This window comes from Sphingomonas changnyeongensis (genome assembly GCF_009913435.1).
In the GTDB taxonomy this organism is placed as follows: Bacteria; Pseudomonadota; Alphaproteobacteria; order Sphingomonadales; family Sphingomonadaceae; genus Sphingomonas_B; species Sphingomonas_B changnyeongensis.
The window spans coordinates 1,026,566-1,042,324 of the sequence record NZ_CP047895.1 but is presented as its reverse complement, the minus strand read 5'-3'; the positions used below and the strand labels follow the sequence as shown (position 1 = coordinate 1,042,324).

Genomic DNA, 15,759 nt, shown 5'->3' with positions numbered 1-15,759 from the left:
CCCGTCAGGCCGCCGTCCAGCCGCCATCGACGGTCAGGTTCGCCCCGGTGATCGAGGCGGCACCGTCGCCGCACAGGAACAGGGCGAGCGCCGCGACCTGTTCCGGGGTGACGAACTGCTTGGTCGGCTGGGCGGCGAGCAGCACGTCGTTGATCACCTGGTCGCGGGTCAGGCCGCGCGTCGCCATCGTGTCGGGGATCTGTTTTTCGACCAGCGGTGTCCAGACATAGCCCGGGCTGATGCAATTGGCGGTGATGCCGGCCTGCGCGACTTCGAGCGCGACCGTCTTGATCAGCCCGGCCAGCCCGTGCTTGGCCGCGACATAGGCCGATTTATTGGGGCTGGCGACCAGCGAATGGGCAGAGGCGGTGGCGATGATCCGTCCCCAGCCGCGCGCCTGCATCGCCGGCAGCGCCGCGCGGATCAGGTGGAAGGTCGAGCTGAGATTGATCGCCAGGATCGCATCCCATTTGTCGACCGGAAACGCGCTCACCGGGGCGACATGCTGGATGCCGGCATTGCTGATGACGATGTCCGGCGCGCCCAGTTCGTCGGTGCAGCGGGCGACCATCGCCGCAATCTCGTCGGGCCGCGACATGTCGGCATCGCTGTAGCGCGCGGGCGCACCGGCCAGCGCCTCGAGCGCCGCGCGCTCGGCCTCGATCGCGTCCGCATCGCCAAAGCCGTTGATCATCACCGACACGCCCTCGGCCGCGAGCGCGCGGGCATAAGCGAGCCCGATGCCAGAGGTGGATCCGGTGATCAGCGCGGTCTTGCCGGCAAGGGTCATTGGGTCTGGTCCTTCAGCTGCGGGTCAGGTCGAACGCGGCGGTTTCGCCGTTCAGGATGTTGCGGGCGAGCAGCGCGCTGGCATTGACCGACTGCATCACCGCGCCATGCCCGGCCGCCCAATGCTCGCGCATCGTGCGGGTGGAAAATTCATAATCGCGGGCATCGCCCTCCCACGCATTGGGGCGGTGGATCAGATGAACGATGTTAACCGGATGCTCTTCGGCCAGCGCCTTCAGGGCCGCAATGTCGGGATCGCCGCACAGCTCCGCCGGCAGCTTGGCGAGCGCGCGGCGGATCAGCTCGCGCTCCTTGCGCAGGCGGAGCAGCTGATCGCCGACCTGGCGGGTGCGGCTGGAAAAGCGGATTTCCTTGGCGCGGGCGATCACGTCTTCCATCGTGCGCGGCACCCGCCCTTCGGCGGGAAACAGATCGACCTGGAACACCAGCATCGGCGAGCTCTGGGTGTCCATCACCTCCTGCAGCGGCGTGTTCGACACCAGCCCGCCATCCCAATAGAGCCGCCCGTCAATCTCGACCGGCGGCAGGCCGGGCGGCAGCGCGCCCGACGCCATGATGTGGCGCGCATCCAGCCGTTCGCGGCGGTTGCTGAAATAGCGGAAATTGCCGCTTTCGATCTCGACCACCCCGACCGAGACATGGACCGGCCCGTCATTGAGCAGATCCCAGTCGATCAGCCGGTCGAGGGTCCGCGCCAGCGCGCGCGAATCGTAAAAGCTGAGCGCATCGGGCGTCCCCGCCCGTGCCAGCGCCGGGGGAAAGGGGCGCGGCGCGAAAAAGCCCGGCACGCCCATCAGCGCGACAAAGCCGGCCGACCATTCGTGCAGCGTCTGGCGCGTCTGCGGATCGTCGAGCGCCGGGAAGCTGGGCAGCCAGCTGGTGACCAGCGACCAGAACTCACGCAGCGCGGCAACGCGCCGCTCGGGCGGATTGCCGGCGATGATCGCGGCATTGACCGCGCCGATCGAAATGCCGGCGATCCGGTCGATGGCGATGCCGCGCTGGTCGAGCGCCTGATAGACGCCGGCCTGATAGGCACCGAGCGCACCGCCGCCCTGAAGCACCAGCGCCACGCATTCGGGCAGCGGCAGCGCCGGTTCGCTCCGGCGGCGGGGACGCCCGCTGGGCGGATCTGCATCGGCCATCCAAAACCTCCTCGCAGCGGCCCTTTCCCTGTCGTAAGATGGCGCGACATGCAACCTTGGGCGCGGCCATGCCATCGACAGGCCGCCGATCCAGTGCAGGAACACGCCGATGCGCCTCGACGATTACCGGACCAGCGACAATGTCGGCGACCAGCGCGGGCAGGATTTCGGGGGCGGCGGCGGCCTTGGCGGCGGCGGCTTGGGTCTTATCCTCTCCCTCGTCGGCAGCCGGTTCGGGCTGGGGGGAATCGTCGTCGTCGTGATCGGCGCGATGCTGCTCGGCATCAATCCGTTCGGCGGCGGCGGCAGGCAGGCGGCCGGGCCGGCGACCAGCACCGCGATCGGCCAGAATGCCGCCGCCCGCGCCTGCGCGGTCGACGCCGCCAGCCGCTTTTCCTGCCAGGTGCTGGCGAGCACCGAGGACAGCTGGGCGCGGATCTTTGCCGAACGCGGCCAGAGCTACCGCCCGGCGGGGTTCATTTTCTATGACGGGCGCGGCCAGTCGGGCTGCGGCGCGGCGCAGGCGGCAATGGGCCCGTTCTACTGCCCGAGCGACAACCGCATCTATCTGGACACCAGCTTTTATGCCGAGCTGCAGAACCGGTTCGGCGCGGCCGGCGATTTCGCCCAGGCCTATGTGATCGCGCATGAGGTCGGCCATCATGTCCAGGCGCTGACCGGGGTGCTCGAACAGGCGCGCGCGGCCCAGGCGCGCACCGATGCGCGCGGCGGCAACCGCATCCAGGTGCGCGTCGAGCTGCAGGCGGACTGCTATGCCGGGGTGTGGGCGGCACGCAACCGCGACCGGCTGGAACCCGGCGACATCGAGGAGGGGCTGCGCGCCGCCGCCGCCATCGGCGACGACACGCTGCAGCGCGCGGCACAGGGCCGCGTGGTGCCCGAAAGCTTCACCCATGGCAGCGCCGCCGAACGCCAGACCTGGCTGAAGCGCGGGCTGGACAGCGGCGACCCGGCGGTGTGCGACACATTTACGGGCGCGGTTTGAGTTGCGCGCCTCCCGGCGCGGTTGCGGCACCGGGAGTCTTTGTTGTCGCGGCGCCAGCCCGCTCCCCCACCCGGCCACCCACAATATACTGCCGTTGGGTGGCCGGGTGGGGGAGCGGGCTGGTGCCGCCCCTGCGCCGCAAGGCGCAGCACAAACAAGCGGGAGCGGCCCGGTGCCGCTCGTGCGGCGTGAGCCGCACAAAAAGACGGGGGCGCCATGCGCCCCCGCCCTCACGACATCAAAGCCGGACCAGCATCTTGCCGGTGTTGGCGCCCGAGAACAGGCCGAGGAACGCGTCGAGCGTCGAGTCGAGCCCGTCCATCACCGTCGTGCGCGCCTTCATCTGGCCGCTGGTCACCCAGCCGGCCATTTCCTGCTGCCACACCGGGAACTCGGCCATGTAATCGGTGTAGATGAAGCCGCGCATCATGATCCGCGCCGGGATGGTGCGGATCAGATACTTCATCTCCTGCGGCTTGCCGTCGTTATAGACGTCAATCATGCCGCAGATGGCGAACCGGGCATTCTGGCGGGCGGTGGCGAAGGCGGCATCCAGATGCTCGCCGCCGACATTGTCGAAATAGACGTCGATGCCCTTGGGCGCGGCCGCCATCAGCTGCGGCAGCACCGGACCAGCCTTGTAGTCGATGCAGTGATCGGCCCCCAGTTCCTTGACGAAGGCGACCTTGTCCGGCCCGCCGGCCGAACCGATCACCGTCATCCCCTTGAGCTTGGCGATCTGGACCACCGCCGAGCCGACCGCGCCCGCCGCGGCCGACACGAACACGATGTCGCCCGGCTGTGCCGCGGCGCAGCGCAGCAGCCCGAAATAGGCGGTGCCGCCGGTCAGGCCCATATTGTGCAGGAAGGTTTCATCCGGCACGCCCAGCGCCGGCAGCTTTTGCGGCATCATTTCGGGGCCGACCACCGCCTCGTCGCGCCAGCCGGCCATGTGCAGCACCTTGTCACCGACCGCAAAGGCGGGATTGGCGCTCTCGATCACCTCGCCGACCGCGCCGCCCTGCAGCGGCTCACCGATCTGGAACGGCGGGACATAGCTTTTCACGTCGTTCATCCGGCCGCGCATATAGGGGTCGACCGACAGCCAGCGATTGGCGACGCGGATCTGCCCTTCGGCAAGCGGCTGGGACGGCAGGTCGACAAGCGCGATATTGTCCGGGCCGGGCATGCCGGCGGGACGCGATTTGAGGATCCAGGCGCGGGACATTCTCTCTCTCCTTATATGGTCAGCGTGCACGCCTCGTTAGGCCGGGACGCGGGCGCGAAACAAGGCTCGCCGCCGGTGGCCGGCGGGTTCCGGTCAGGCGCGGCGGCGGTGCCGGACCATGGCTGCCGTTACGGCTTGCCCCGGCCCGGCCGCGCCCGCCGTGACCGAAAAAATCGCCCACGGAAAAAATCATCGCCGGGAAAAAATCATCGTCCGCCGCCCGCCGATGCGCAACAGGCGTTGCATCCCGGCAAAAGCGCCGCTAATGGCCCTGCTTCGCGCCGGGCTGGGCCGGGCGCGGGACATGGTGCGGGGCCGTAGCTCAGCTGGGAGAGCGCGTCGTTCGCAATGACGAGGTCAGGGGTTCGATCCCCCTCGGCTCCACCATTATCCCCCTGATTTGACTGATTGTTTAGCGCGATACCTGGCAGGCCCGGGGTCGCTGTTGCCGGGCCGGTCGCGCATCCGCCGCACCGGTGCCCGACGATGCTGTTCAGCCCCCTTGCCCGCCTCCTTCTGCGCGGCGCACCGCCCCGCATCGCGATCATGCCGATGCCCCCATTGGCGCGGAACCGGACGTATCGTGGCATTAAATGCATATTAACCTTTTGCCCGCAGAGGTTAACTGGTTAATGAAGGTGACCGGGGCAGGTTGCGCATGAGGGGCGCATCAGGCCGCGACAACCAGGGGGCCTGCCGCCATGCGCGTGTTGCTGATCGAAGACGAGCCGACGACCGCCAAGTCGATCGAGATGATGCTCAATGCCGAAGGTCTGAACGTCTACACCACGGATCTGGGCGAGGAAGGCCTCGATCTTGGCAAGCTGTATGATTACGACATCATCCTGCTCGACCTGAACCTGCCCGACATGCACGGCTATGACGTGCTGAAAAAGCTGCGCACCGCCAAGGTGCAGACGCCGGTGCTGATCCTGTCGGGCATTTCGGAAATGGATTCCAAGGTCCGCAGCTTCGGCTTCGGTGCCGATGATTATGTGACCAAGCCGTTCCACCGCGACGAGCTGGTGGCGCGCATCCATGCGGTCGTCCGCCGGTCGAAAGGCCATAGCCAGTCGGTCATCCGCACCGGCAAGCTGGCGGTCAATCTGGACGCCAAGACCGTCGAGGTCGATGGCGCGCGCGTCCATCTGACCGGCAAGGAATATGCGATGCTCGAGCTGCTTTCGCTGCGCAAGGGCACGACGCTGACCAAGGAAATGTTCCTCAACCATCTCTATGGCGGGATGGACGAGCCGGAACTGAAGATCATCGACGTGTTCATCTGCAAGCTGCGCAAGAAGCTCAGCCTTGCCTGTGGCGGCGACAATTACATCGAGACGGTGTGGGGCCGCGGCTATGTGCTGCGCGACGCCGACGAGGACAAGGCGCCGGCAACCGCCGCCGCCTGACCGGGCTTCCAGCCGGGGGGAGGAAAAGGCCGGGGCCAGCCCCCGGCCTTTTCTTTTTTGCGGTGGGGTGAGGCTGGGTTGTGCGCCTCGCGGCGTGGGGGCGGCACCAGCCCGCTCCCCCACCCGGCCTCCCATAGCGTATCCTGCCGTTGGGAGGCCGGGTGGGGGAGCGGGCTGGTGCCGTTCTTCGCAGTCAACAACACCCGGTGCCGTTCTTCCCGAACAAACGCCCGCCGGTGCGGCGATACGCCACTCACATCGGCTGCGGCACCGATTCGGGTTCGAATCGCACCCAGCCGGTGCCGGTCAGCCGCTCGATCGGGCGGAAGCGCGTCTTATAGGCCATGCGCTGCGATCCCTGCACCCAATAGCCGAGATAGACATAGGGCAGTCCGGCGGCGCGGGCGCGCAGGATGTGATCCATGATGATGAAATTGCCCAGGCCCGGCCGCTCGGCATGGTCGGGATCGTAAAAGCTGTAGATCATCGACAGGCCATCGGCATGCTGGTCGGTCAGGCAGGCGCCGACCAGCCGGCCCTGCGCCCCGCCGACACGCGGCTCGCGATATTCGATGACATGGGTGTTGACCGGCGTCTGTTCGACCATGTCGGCATAGTCCATTTCGTCCATGCCCGACATGCCGCCGCCTGGATGGCGTGCGGCCAGATAGCGGCGCAGCAGCTGAAACTGCTCGTCGGTCGACCAGGGCCGGCAGGCCGTGACCTCGAGATCGCGGTTGCGCTTGAGCGTGCGTTTCTGGGTCGTGCTCGGCTCGAAATCATGCGCCACGACGCGTACCGAAATGCAGGCCGAACATTCCGGACAGCTCGGCCGGTAGGCGACGCTCTGGCTGCGGCGAAAGCCGATCCGGCCCAGCGCGTCATTGAGCTCGGCCGCATGCTGGCCGTTCAGCTCGGTGAACACCTTCCGTTCCTGCCGCCCCGGCAGATAGGGGCAGGGATTGGGGCTGGTCACGAAGAAGCGGGGAAAGCGAAATGGTGCGCTCAACGTCTCCGATCCTCCGTCCGATCCCGCCGAGCGCTAGCCCGCAGATCGTGAAGACGAGGTTTACCCGATAGCGGGCCGCGTTGGCAGAGCTTTTTTGCGGGGACGGGATTTGCCTGGGCTGGGGTTGTTTGTGGTGCGGGGCGGGCGCGGATTGTTTGTGGTGCGGCTCGCGCCGCACGAGCGGCACCGGCCCGCACCCCCACCCGGCCTCCCATAGCGTATCCTGCCGCCCGTGTGGCCGGGTGGGGGTGCGGGCCGGTGCCGCGACAAACTCAAAAAGCACCCGAACGGAAAATCCGGTCAGGCCAGTTCGACGAGGCTCGCCTCATAACCGTCGGCGCGCAGGGCCGTCATCAGCCGGTCGAGATGCGCGCGGTCGCGGGTTTCGCATTCGATGTCGGTGATCAGCCCCTTGGCCGGCAGGGTGGTGAACACCCGCTGGTGATAGACCTCGATGATGTTGACCTGCTGATCGTGAAAGATGCGCGCGACGTTGAACAGTGCGCCCGGCCGGTCCTGCAGCCGCACCCGCAGCCGCGCCAGCCGCCCCGACCGGGCCAGATCGCGCAGCAGCACATTGGCGAGCAGCCGGGTGTCGATATTGCCGCCACACAGCACCACGCCCACGCGCCGCCCGGCGAATCGGCCCGGATGGGCGAGCAGCGCCGCCAGCCCCGCCGCGCCCGCGCCCTCGACGACCGTTTTCTCGATCTGCAGCAACAGGCTGACCGCGCGTTCCAGATCGCGCTCGGACACCAGCAGGATGTCGTCAGCGAGCGCCTGCACGAACTGGCGGGTGAGCAGGCCCGGCTGCTTGACGGCGATCCCTTCGGCCAGAGTGTCGCCCGCACAGGCGAGGTCCAGCCCCTTGGTCAGCGCATACATCGACGGATAAAGCTCGGCCTGCACGCCCACCAGTTCGATGTCCGGGCGGATGCCGCGCGCGGCGGTGCCCATGCCCGAAAACAGCCCGCCCCCGCCGATCGGGATGACAAGCGTGTCGATCTCCGGCGCATCGGCGAGCAGTTCGAGCGCGACCGTCCCCTGCCCGGCGATGATGTGCGGATGATCGAACGGATGCACGAAGGTGAGGCCGCGTTCCGCCTCCAGCCGCCGGGCATGGGCATAGGCGGCGTCGAACGTCTCGCCCTCCAGGATCACCTGCGCGCCATGCCCCTCGGTCTGCGTGACCTTCACCGTCGGCGTCGGACGCGGCATCACGATGGTGACGGGAATGCCCAGCCGATTGCCGTGATAGGCAAGCCCCTGCGCATGATTGCCGGCAGAGGCCGCGATCACCCCCTTTTGCCGCGCCGCCTCGTCCATCTGCAGCAGGGTGTTGAGCGCGCCGCGCTCCTTGTAGGCGGCGGTGAACTGCAGATTTTCAAACTTCAGCCACACCTCGGCCCCGGTCATCGCCGACAGCGTCTGGCTGTGCAGCGTCGGGGTGCGGACGATCGCGCCGGCGAGCCGCGCGGCAGCCGCCTCGATATCGGGCAGCGACACCGGCAGATCGGCGGCAGAAAGGGCGGCAGGGGTGGACGGAACGGAAGCCATGGCCCGCCTTAACCAGTCGGACCGGCTCTGTCATGCCGCTACGTCAACAATGCCCGGCGGCACTGCGTGTCGCATCTGTCCTATCCGAATCGCCGCGCGCGCCGTTATGAAGATCTTGCGACCCGAAGGGCTCCCCCTCCAAGGGAGTTCCTGACCTCAAGGCCCGGCCGAATCCGTTTCGGCCGGGCCGCTTTTCATTCGATCAACTGCCGTTTATCCTGCAGCGGGGACAGGATGGGGGCACCCAGATGGGGTCGATCGCGCTCGACTATGCCGCGCCGGATCCGGCGCTCGCCGAATATCTTTCGGTCTTCTATCATTTCCGGGCCGATGTGCCGCATTTTGCTGACGATGAGCGCGCCGATCTGGCCCAGTTCCGCTTCCTGCTGCGCGGCCGCGGCACCTACCGATTCGCTGACGGCCATGTGCAGGCCGGCCCCGCGATCCAGCTGGTCGGCCCGACGACCGCCCCCAGCCATGTCGAAATCGACGGCCCGGTCGAGGTGTTCGGCGTCGGCATCCTGCCTTCCGGCTGGGGGGCGATGATCGCCATGGACGCTTCGGCCATGGCCAACCGGGTGATCGATGCGACCCAGCTGTTCGGCCCCGGGCTGAACGAGACCGCGGCCGCCATCCGCGCCGCGCCCGACATTGCCGCCAAGATCGCGGCGGCGACGCCGATGTTCGCCCGGCTGATCGCCGAAGGACCGGACCGGTCGCGCGACTTCACCCGCGCGGTCGATGCCTGGCTGGCCGGCAGCCCCAGCCCCGACATTGCCGATCTGGTGACGGCGACCGGTCTGTGCCGCCGCCAGATCGAGCGGCTGTGCAAGCGGCTTTACGGCGCGCCGCCCAAGCTGCTGGCGCGCAAATACCGGGCGCTGCGCGCGGCGGTGATCCTCGCCCGGCGTCAGGCCAGCCCGGCGGACCTGCTTGATCACGGCTTTTACGATCAGTCGCACTGCATCCGCGAGATCAAGCATTTCACCGGCATCACCCCGACCCGGCTGACCAGCGACCTGCCCGAACTGACCCGGCTGACGCTGCGCCGCACCGCCTTTGCCGGCGAGGTCGCTCCGCTGGTCGCGGAGACCTGAGCGGGGGTGTGTTTGTGCTGCGCCTCACGGCGCGGGTACGAGTTGTTTGTATTGCGGCTTACGCCGCACGGCGGCACCGGCCCGCTCCAAGTTGTTTGTTGCGCGCCTCACGGCGCGGGGCGGCACCGGCCCGCTCCCCCACCCGGCCTCCCAACGGCAGGTTACGCTATGGGAGGCCGGGTGGGGGAGCGGGCCGGTGCCGTTCTTCCCAACTAACAACTCCCGGTGCCGTTCTTCCCAGTCAACGACACCCGGTGCCGGGGCTCAGACAAACACCGCCTCGGCCCGGACCTGACATTTCCGGCTTGACCCAAAGGCCCGCCGCGCCCACATGCAATCGGACAAGAACAGTCTGATTGAACCCGAACGGTCCGCCTGAACCCATGCGCCTGTCCAACCTTGCCGATTATGCCGTGGTGATCATGGCCGCCGCCGCCCGTGCGGGCGATGGCGCGCGCCTGTCCGCCAATATGGTCGCCGATGAAACCGGCATTCCCCTGCCCACCACGCAGAAGCTGTTGCAGCGGCTGGCGCAGGCCGGGCTGTTCCTCTCGGCACGTGGCGGCGGCGGCGGCTTCATCCTCACCCGCACCCCGGCCGATATCAGCCTTGCCGACATTGTCGAGGCGGTCGAAGGCCCGATCGCGATGACCGCCTGTGTCGAGGAAGGCCGCCACGACTGTGCGCTTGAGGGCGCGTGTCAGGTGCGCCCGCATTGGGGCGCGGTCAACGGCGCAATCCGCGCCTCTTTGTCGGGCGTCAGCCTGGCCACCCTAGCAGGAGCCGCCTGATGGCGACGCGCAACGAAGAAGCCTTTGCGGCCGCCGAGAAGCTGAGCACCTATGAATGGGGCTTCACCAGCGAGATCGAGCAGGAATTCGCCCCCAAGGGGCTGAACGAGGACATTGTCCGCTTCATTTCGGCCAAGAAGAACGAGCCGGAATGGATGCTCGACTGGCGCCTGAAGGCGTTCCGCCTGTGGCTGACCATGGACAGCCCGGACTGGGCGAAGCTGTCGATCCCGCCGATCGACTATCAGGACGCCTACTATTACGCCGCGCCGAAGGCGAAGCCGACGCTCAAGAGCCTTGATGAGCTCGATCCCGAAATCCGCCGCACCTATGAAAAGCTCGGCATCCCGATCGAGGAGCAGAAGGTGCTCGCCGGCGTCGAGGGCGCGCGCAAGGTGGCGGTCGACGCGGTGTTCGATTCGGTCTCGGTCGCGACCACCTTCCGCGAGGAGCTGAAAAAGGCGGGCGTCATCTTCCTGTCGATCTCGGAAGCGGTGCGCGAATATCCGGACCTCGTCCGCAAGTGGCTCGGCAAGGTCGTGCCGATCCACGACAATTATTTCGCGACATTGAACAGCGCGGTGTTTTCCGACGGTACCTTCGTCTACATCCCCGAAGGCGTGCGCTGCCCGATGGAGCTGTCGACCTATTTCCGCATCAACGCGGCCAATACCGGTCAGTTCGAACGGACTTTGATCGTGGCCGACAAGGGCTCCTACGTCTCCTATCTCGAAGGCTGCACCGCGCCGATGCGCGACGAGAACCAGCTCCACGCCGCGGTGGTGGAGCTGGTCGCATTGGATGATGCCGAGATCAAATATTCGACCGTCCAGAACTGGTATCCGGGCGATGCCGAGGGCAAGGGCGGCATCTACAACTTCGTCACCAAGCGCGCGCTCTGCCAGGGCCGGAACTCCAAGGTGTCATGGACGCAGGTCGAGACCGGCTCCGCGATCACCTGGAAATATCCGAGCTGCGTGCTGGCGGGCGAGAATTCGGTCGGCGAATTCTATTCGGTGGCGGTCACCAATAACCGCCAGCAGGCCGATACCGGTACCAAGATGATCCATCTCGGCAAGGGCAGTCGCTCGACGATCGTCTCCAAGGGCATCAGCGCCGGCCGGTCGGACAACACCTATCGCGGGCTCGTCCGCGTCGGCCCGACGGCGGAAAATGTCCGCAATTTCACCCAGTGCGACTCGCTGCTTTTGGGCGACCGCTGCGGCGCCCACACCGTGCCGTACATCGAAGTGAAGAACCCGTCCGCGCAGATCGAGCATGAAGCGACGACCAGCAAGATCAGCGACGACCAGCTCTTCTACGCGATGAGCCGCGGCCTGGGGCAGGAAGACGCGGTCGCCCTGATCGTCAACGGCTTCGCCAAGGAAGTGCTGCAGCAACTGCCGATGGAGTTCGCGGTCGAGGCGCAGAAGCTGCTGGGCATTTCGCTGGAGGGGAGCGTCGGGTGATCCTCTTTCTCTTGGCCCAAGCATTTGCGGCCGCGCCGCTGCCGCCGCAAATGGAGCCGGCGCTGGACAGTTACGCGCAATGCCTGAACGAGCGGTTCGAGGCCGCGATGAACCAGAAGCCCAACCGGCGCGCAAAGATGGCGGCTGTTTTCGAGGTTGCCCGGGCCGGGTGCGCCGAGGTTCGAGCGCAGTCCATAGAACGAGCCATGACAGCACTCGCTGAACTGCCGGCGTTCTCCGATCCCGACACGCGAAGCGCCTTTGTGCAGCAGAAGTTTGACGGATTGGAGCAGCTTCTCGCGGAAGTCATGTCCGGTGGGATGGATCCTGGAAAGTGGAAATGAGACCTTGCTGAACATCACCAACCTCCACGCCACCGTCGACGACAAGCCGATCCTGAAGGGCCTGACCCTTTCGATCGGCGCGGGCGAAGTGCATGCGATCATGGGACCGAACGGGGCCGGCAAATCGACGCTCTCCTATGTGCTGGGCGGGCGGCCCGGTTACGAGGTGACCGACGGTTCGGTGACGTTCGACGGGCAGGATTTGCTCGCGCTGGAACCGCACGAGCGCGCCGCCGCCGGGCTGTTCCTCGGCTTTCAGTATCCGGTCGAGATCCCCGGCGTGTCGAACGTCCAGTTCCTGCGCACCGCCCTCAACGCCCAGCGCCGCGCGCGCGGGGAAGAGGAGCTGTCGGCGGGCGATTTCCTGCGCCTCGCCCGCGCCCAGGCCGATGCGCTCGGCCTCGACATGGAGATGCTCAAGCGGCCGGTGAATGTCGGCTTTTCGGGCGGCGAGAAGAAGCGCAACGAAATGGTGCAGATGGGCATTCTCGGCCCGAGGCTCGCCATCCTCGACGAGACCGATTCCGGCCTCGACATCGATGCGCTGAAGGCGGTCGGCGAAGGCATCAACCGCATCATGCGCACGCCCGACAAGGCGGTGCTGCTGATCACCCATTATCAGCGGCTGCTTGATTATGTGCGGCCCGATTTCGTCCATGTGCTGGCCGGCGGGCGCATCGTCCGCTCGGGCGGGCCGGACCTCGCGCTCGAGCTGGAGCGCGAAGGCTATGGAGCGCTGGCGGCGTGAGCCTGGCCCTTCCCTCTCCCCGTGACGAGGCGTGGCGCTGGGCCGATCTGAAGGCGCTGCCCGCGCTTGCCGAGGCCAGCCCGGCGGCGGAGCGCCCGGCGCTGCCGCCCTTCATCCTCGGCACCGGCGCGCGGCTGGTGTTCGTCAACGGCCGGATCGACGCCGCGCTCAGCACGCCCGGACCGGTCGCGCTCGGGCCGCTCGATCCCGTGACCGATCATGCGCTCGGGCGGCTGGCGACCGGCCAGGGCTGGCAGCTTGATCTGCCGGCGGGCAGCACGGGCGCGGCGGTCGAGATCGTCCATGTGTCGACCGGCGGGGCCAATCACCTGCCCGGCCGCATCACGCTGGGCGAAGCGGCGCAGGCGATGATCGTCGAGACGTTTATCGGCGATGGCTGGGCCAACCGGCTGACCGCGATCACCCTTGCGGCGGGCGCGAAGCTCGACCGGGTGGTGCGGCTGGCGCAGGACAGCGGCTTCCAGTCGCTGCGCGACGAGGCCGAGATCGGTGCCGACGCCCGGCTGGCGACGACGGTGCTGGCGCTGGGCGGCGCGGGCAGCCGCAGCGATGCGCGGCTGGTGATCGCCGGCGAAGGCGGGTCGGCGGAGATGGGCGGCGCGCTGCTCGCCCGTGACAGCCAGCGCCATGAGGCGGCGGTCGTCGTGCGCCATGCAGCCCCCGGCGGCACGAGCCGGCAGCTGTGGCGCGCCGTGGCCGATGATCAGGCAACCGCAAGCCTGGCGGCGCGGGTCGAGGTCGCGCGCCACGCCCAGCAGACCGATGGCGAACAGTCGCTGCGCGGGCTGTTGCTGCGCCGCACCGCGACGATCAACCTGAAGCCCGAGCTGGAAATCTTCGCCGACGACGTCAAATGCGCGCATGGCGCGACGGTGGGCGAGCTGGACCGGCAGGCGCTTTTCTATCTGGCGAGCCGGGGCCTGCCGCCGGTCGAGGCGCGGGCGATCCTGACGCGCGCCTTCGTGGCCGATGCGCTGGAACCGGTCGCGGACGAGGCGGTGCGTGCAGCGCTGCTCGCCGACGCCGCGCACTGGCTGGGCGCGCGGGGATGAGCGCCGTGCTGCACGCCGCCCCCGCCCCAACCCTGCGGCGATCAGCGGGTATCGCGCCGATTTCCCGGCCCTGCCCGCCGGCTGGTCCTATCTCGACACCGCCGCCACGGCGCAGAAGCCGCAGGCGGTGATCGATGCCGTCGCCCGCGTCTATGCGCGCGATTATGCGACCGTGCACCGCGGCGTCTATCGCCGCTCGGCCGACATGACGCTGGCGTTCGAGGCGGCGCGCGCCACCGTCGCCCGCTTCATCGGCGCGACGGCTGACGAGATCGTGTTCACCCGCGGCGCGACCGAGGGGATCAACCTGATCGCCCAGAGCTGGGGCCGCGCCACGCTGAAGCCCGGCGACCGCATCCTGCTGTCGGCGCTCGAACATCATTCGAACATCGTGCCGTGGCAGCTGATCCAGCAGGAAACCGGCATCGCCATCGATGTCTGCCCGCTGACCGCCGATGGCCGGATCGACCTGGACGCTGCCGAGGCGATGCTGACCGAACGGCACCGGCTGGTCGCGTTCGCGCATGTCTCGAACGTGCTCGGCAGCGTGCTCGACGCGCGCCGCGCCGCAGCACTTGCCCACCGGGTCGGGGCAAAGCTGCTGCTCGACGGCTGCCAGGCGGCACCGCGCCTTGCACTCGACATGGCGGCGCTCGACTGCGATTTCTATGTGCTGTCGGGCCACAAGCTTTACGGCCCGACCGGCATTGGCGTGCTGTGGGCGCGCGGCGAGATTCTGGCGGCGATGCCCCCTGGCAGGGCGGCGGCGCGATGATTGACCGGGTGAGCTTTGCCGGCACGACCTTTGCCCCGGCCCCGGCGCGGTTCGAGGCCGGCACCCCGCATATCGAAGGCGTGGTCGCGCTCGACGCGGCGGTCGCCTATGTCGAGGCGATCGGACTGGACCGCATCCACGCCCATGAAGCGGCACTGGTCGCGCAGGCACGGGCGGGCATGGCCGAAATCCCCGGCCTGACGCTGTTCGGGCCGGACGATGCCGCCGGCATCGTCAGCTTCACGATGGCGGGGGTGCATCCGCACGATATCGGCACCATCCTGGATGAAGGCGGGGTGGCGATCCGGGCCGGGCATCATTGCGCCCAGCCGCTGATGGACGTGCTGGGCGTGCCCGCGACCGCGCGGGCCAGTTTCGGCATCTATAACGAACCGGCCGATGTCGACGCGCTGCTGGCCGGGCTGAGGCGGGTGACAAGGATTTTCGGATGAACGAGCAGAGCCGCATTGCCGTTGAACATGTCGATTCGGTGCCGCCGCCGCCCCGCGCACGGGTGGAGGACGCGCAGGTGACGGCCGGGGCCGAGACCGGCACCGCCGAACCGCGCCGCCGCGACTATCTGGACGGGTTTCTGGCCGAAAAGCCGGCAACGGTGCCCGCAGGCGCGCCGGGCGGCGAGATCTATGACGCGGTGATCGCCGCGCTCAAGGAGATTTACGACCCCGAAATCCCGGTCAACATCTATGATCTGGGGCTGATCTACGGCGTCGAGGTGAGCGATGGCGGCCACACGGTCGTCACCATGACGCTGACGACGCCGCACTGCCCGGTTGCCGAAACCATGCCCGGCGAGGTCGAGCTGCGCGTCGGCGCGGTGCCGGGCGTCGGCGATGTCGAGGTCAATCTGGTCTGGGATCCGCCATGGAACCCGGCGCAGATGTCGGACGAAGCCAAGCTTGAACTGGGGATGCTGTGATGGCGACCACCACCCGCGCCCGGCCCGCCGCCCTGATCCTGACGCCGTCGGCTGAACAGCGGATCGCCGACCTGATGGCGCGCGCACCCGAAGGCACGATCGGCGTCAAGCTGTCGACACCCCGGCGCGGCTGTTCGGGCCTGGCCTATTCGGTCGATTATGTGAGTGAGGCCAAGCCGTTCGACGAGCGCATCGACACGCTTGGCGGCACATTGTTCGTCGATGGCGGCTCGATCCTCTATCTTGTCGGATCGACGATGGACTGGCGCGAGGACGATTTCACCGCCGGCTTCGTGTTCGCCAACCCCAATGCCAAGGGCAGCTGCGGCTGCGGCGAGAGCTTTACCGTTTAAGGTCTGCG

Annotated in this window: 15 protein-coding genes, 1 tRNA gene and 1 pseudogene; 12 read left to right on the top strand and 5 right to left on the bottom strand. The window is 67.8% G+C overall.

Annotated elements, in window-relative coordinates:
• Positions 1 to 4: 4 nt before the first annotated feature.
• Both GVO57_RS05265 and GVO57_RS05260 read right to left on the bottom strand, forming a co-directional pair.
• Positions 5 to 790 (bottom strand): 3-hydroxybutyrate dehydrogenase, encoded by a 786-nt coding sequence (locus tag GVO57_RS05265; RefSeq protein ID WP_160592283.1) that lies wholly within the window; start codon positions 788 to 790, stop codon positions 5 to 7.
• A gap of 13 nt (positions 791 to 803) precedes the next feature.
• Positions 804 to 1,955, bottom strand: coding sequence for a patatin-like phospholipase family protein (locus tag GVO57_RS05260; RefSeq protein WP_160592282.1), 1,152 nt, complete (start codon positions 1,953 to 1,955; stop codon positions 804 to 806).
• 109 nt (positions 1,956 to 2,064) lie between these two features.
• On the opposite strand from GVO57_RS05260, the gene ypfJ reads away from it, so the two are divergent.
• Positions 2,065 to 2,961 (top strand): KPN_02809 family neutral zinc metallopeptidase, encoded by an 897-nt coding sequence (gene ypfJ, locus GVO57_RS05255; protein WP_160592281.1) that lies wholly within the window; start codon positions 2,065 to 2,067, stop codon positions 2,959 to 2,961.
• A gap of 238 nt (positions 2,962 to 3,199) precedes the next feature.
• Here ypfJ and GVO57_RS05250 read toward each other — a convergent pair whose 3' ends face one another.
• A complete protein-coding gene (locus GVO57_RS05250; RefSeq protein ID WP_160592280.1) occupies positions 3,200 to 4,189 on the bottom strand; it encodes an NADP-dependent oxidoreductase in 990 nt (329 codons plus the stop codon).
• A gap of 311 nt (positions 4,190 to 4,500) precedes the next feature.
• On the opposite strand from GVO57_RS05250, the gene GVO57_RS05245 reads away from it, so the two are divergent.
• Together GVO57_RS05245 and ctrA are read left to right on the top strand one after the other, a co-directional pair.
• A tRNA-Ala gene (locus tag GVO57_RS05245) sits at positions 4,501 to 4,576 on the top strand.
• Positions 4,577 to 4,890: 314 nt separating this feature from the next.
• Complete coding sequence (ctrA, locus tag GVO57_RS05240) at positions 4,891 to 5,598, top strand: response regulator transcription factor CtrA (protein ID WP_160592279.1); 708 nt, start codon at positions 4,891 to 4,893, stop codon at positions 5,596 to 5,598.
• Positions 5,599 to 5,851: 253 nt separating this feature from the next.
• On the opposite strand, the gene GVO57_RS05235 is transcribed toward ctrA, so the two are convergent.
• A complete protein-coding gene (locus GVO57_RS05235; protein ID WP_160592278.1) occupies positions 5,852 to 6,607 on the bottom strand; it encodes an arginyltransferase in 756 nt (251 codons plus the stop codon).
• 300 nt (positions 6,608 to 6,907) lie between these two features.
• Entirely contained in the window at positions 6,908 to 8,164 is a 1,257-nt protein-coding gene (locus tag GVO57_RS05230) for a threonine ammonia-lyase (RefSeq protein ID WP_160592277.1), read from the bottom strand.
• Between the two features lie 248 nt (positions 8,165 to 8,412).
• Here GVO57_RS05230 and GVO57_RS05225 point away from each other — a divergent pair, with 248 nt between their 5' ends.
• The 9 genes and pseudogenes from GVO57_RS05225 (at position 8,413) to GVO57_RS05185 (ending at position 15,751) form a co-directional block, all read left to right on the top strand.
• The gene (locus GVO57_RS05225) at positions 8,413 to 9,261 is read left to right on the top strand and encodes a helix-turn-helix domain-containing protein (protein WP_160592276.1); all 849 of its coding nucleotides are present in this window, start codon (positions 8,413 to 8,415) and stop codon (positions 9,259 to 9,261) included.
• A 383-nt stretch (positions 9,262 to 9,644) separates the two neighbouring features.
• Complete coding sequence (locus tag GVO57_RS05220; RefSeq protein WP_160592275.1) at positions 9,645 to 10,052, top strand: SUF system Fe-S cluster assembly regulator; 408 nt, start codon at positions 9,645 to 9,647, stop codon at positions 10,050 to 10,052.
• Positions 10,052 to 11,521 carry a Fe-S cluster assembly protein SufB gene (gene sufB / locus GVO57_RS05215; RefSeq protein WP_160592274.1) on the top strand — a complete coding sequence of 490 codons (1,470 nt, stop codon included), beginning with the start codon at positions 10,052 to 10,054 and terminating at the stop codon, positions 11,519 to 11,521. Before GVO57_RS05220 ends, sufB begins: the two co-directional genes overlap by 1 nt.
• Positions 11,518 to 11,865: a hypothetical protein gene (locus GVO57_RS05210; protein ID WP_160592273.1), complete on the top strand. Its 348-nt coding sequence runs from the start codon at positions 11,518 to 11,520 to the stop codon at positions 11,863 to 11,865. The genes sufB and GVO57_RS05210 overlap by 4 nt, the downstream gene beginning before the upstream one ends.
• A gap of 4 nt (positions 11,866 to 11,869) precedes the next feature.
• Positions 11,870 to 12,613, top strand: coding sequence for a Fe-S cluster assembly ATPase SufC (gene sufC, locus GVO57_RS05205; protein ID WP_160592272.1), 744 nt, complete (start codon positions 11,870 to 11,872; stop codon positions 12,611 to 12,613).
• Positions 12,610 to 13,686, top strand: coding sequence for a SufB/SufD family protein (locus tag GVO57_RS05200; protein ID WP_160592271.1), 1,077 nt, complete (start codon positions 12,610 to 12,612; stop codon positions 13,684 to 13,686). The genes sufC and GVO57_RS05200 overlap by 4 nt, the downstream gene beginning before the upstream one ends.
• 40 nt (positions 13,687 to 13,726) lie before the next feature.
• Positions 13,727 to 14,913, top strand: a pseudogene (locus tag GVO57_RS05195) (aminotransferase class V-fold PLP-dependent enzyme).
• Positions 14,910 to 15,398, top strand: a complete 489-nt coding sequence (locus GVO57_RS05190; RefSeq protein WP_160592270.1) for an SUF system Fe-S cluster assembly protein — start codon at positions 14,910 to 14,912, stop codon at positions 15,396 to 15,398. Before GVO57_RS05195 ends, GVO57_RS05190 begins: the two are co-directional and overlap by 4 nt.
• Entirely contained in the window at positions 15,398 to 15,751 is a 354-nt protein-coding gene (locus GVO57_RS05185) for a HesB/IscA family protein (RefSeq protein WP_160592269.1), read from the top strand. Before GVO57_RS05190 ends, GVO57_RS05185 begins: the two co-directional genes overlap by 1 nt.
• Positions 15,752 to 15,759 lie beyond the last annotated feature (8 nt).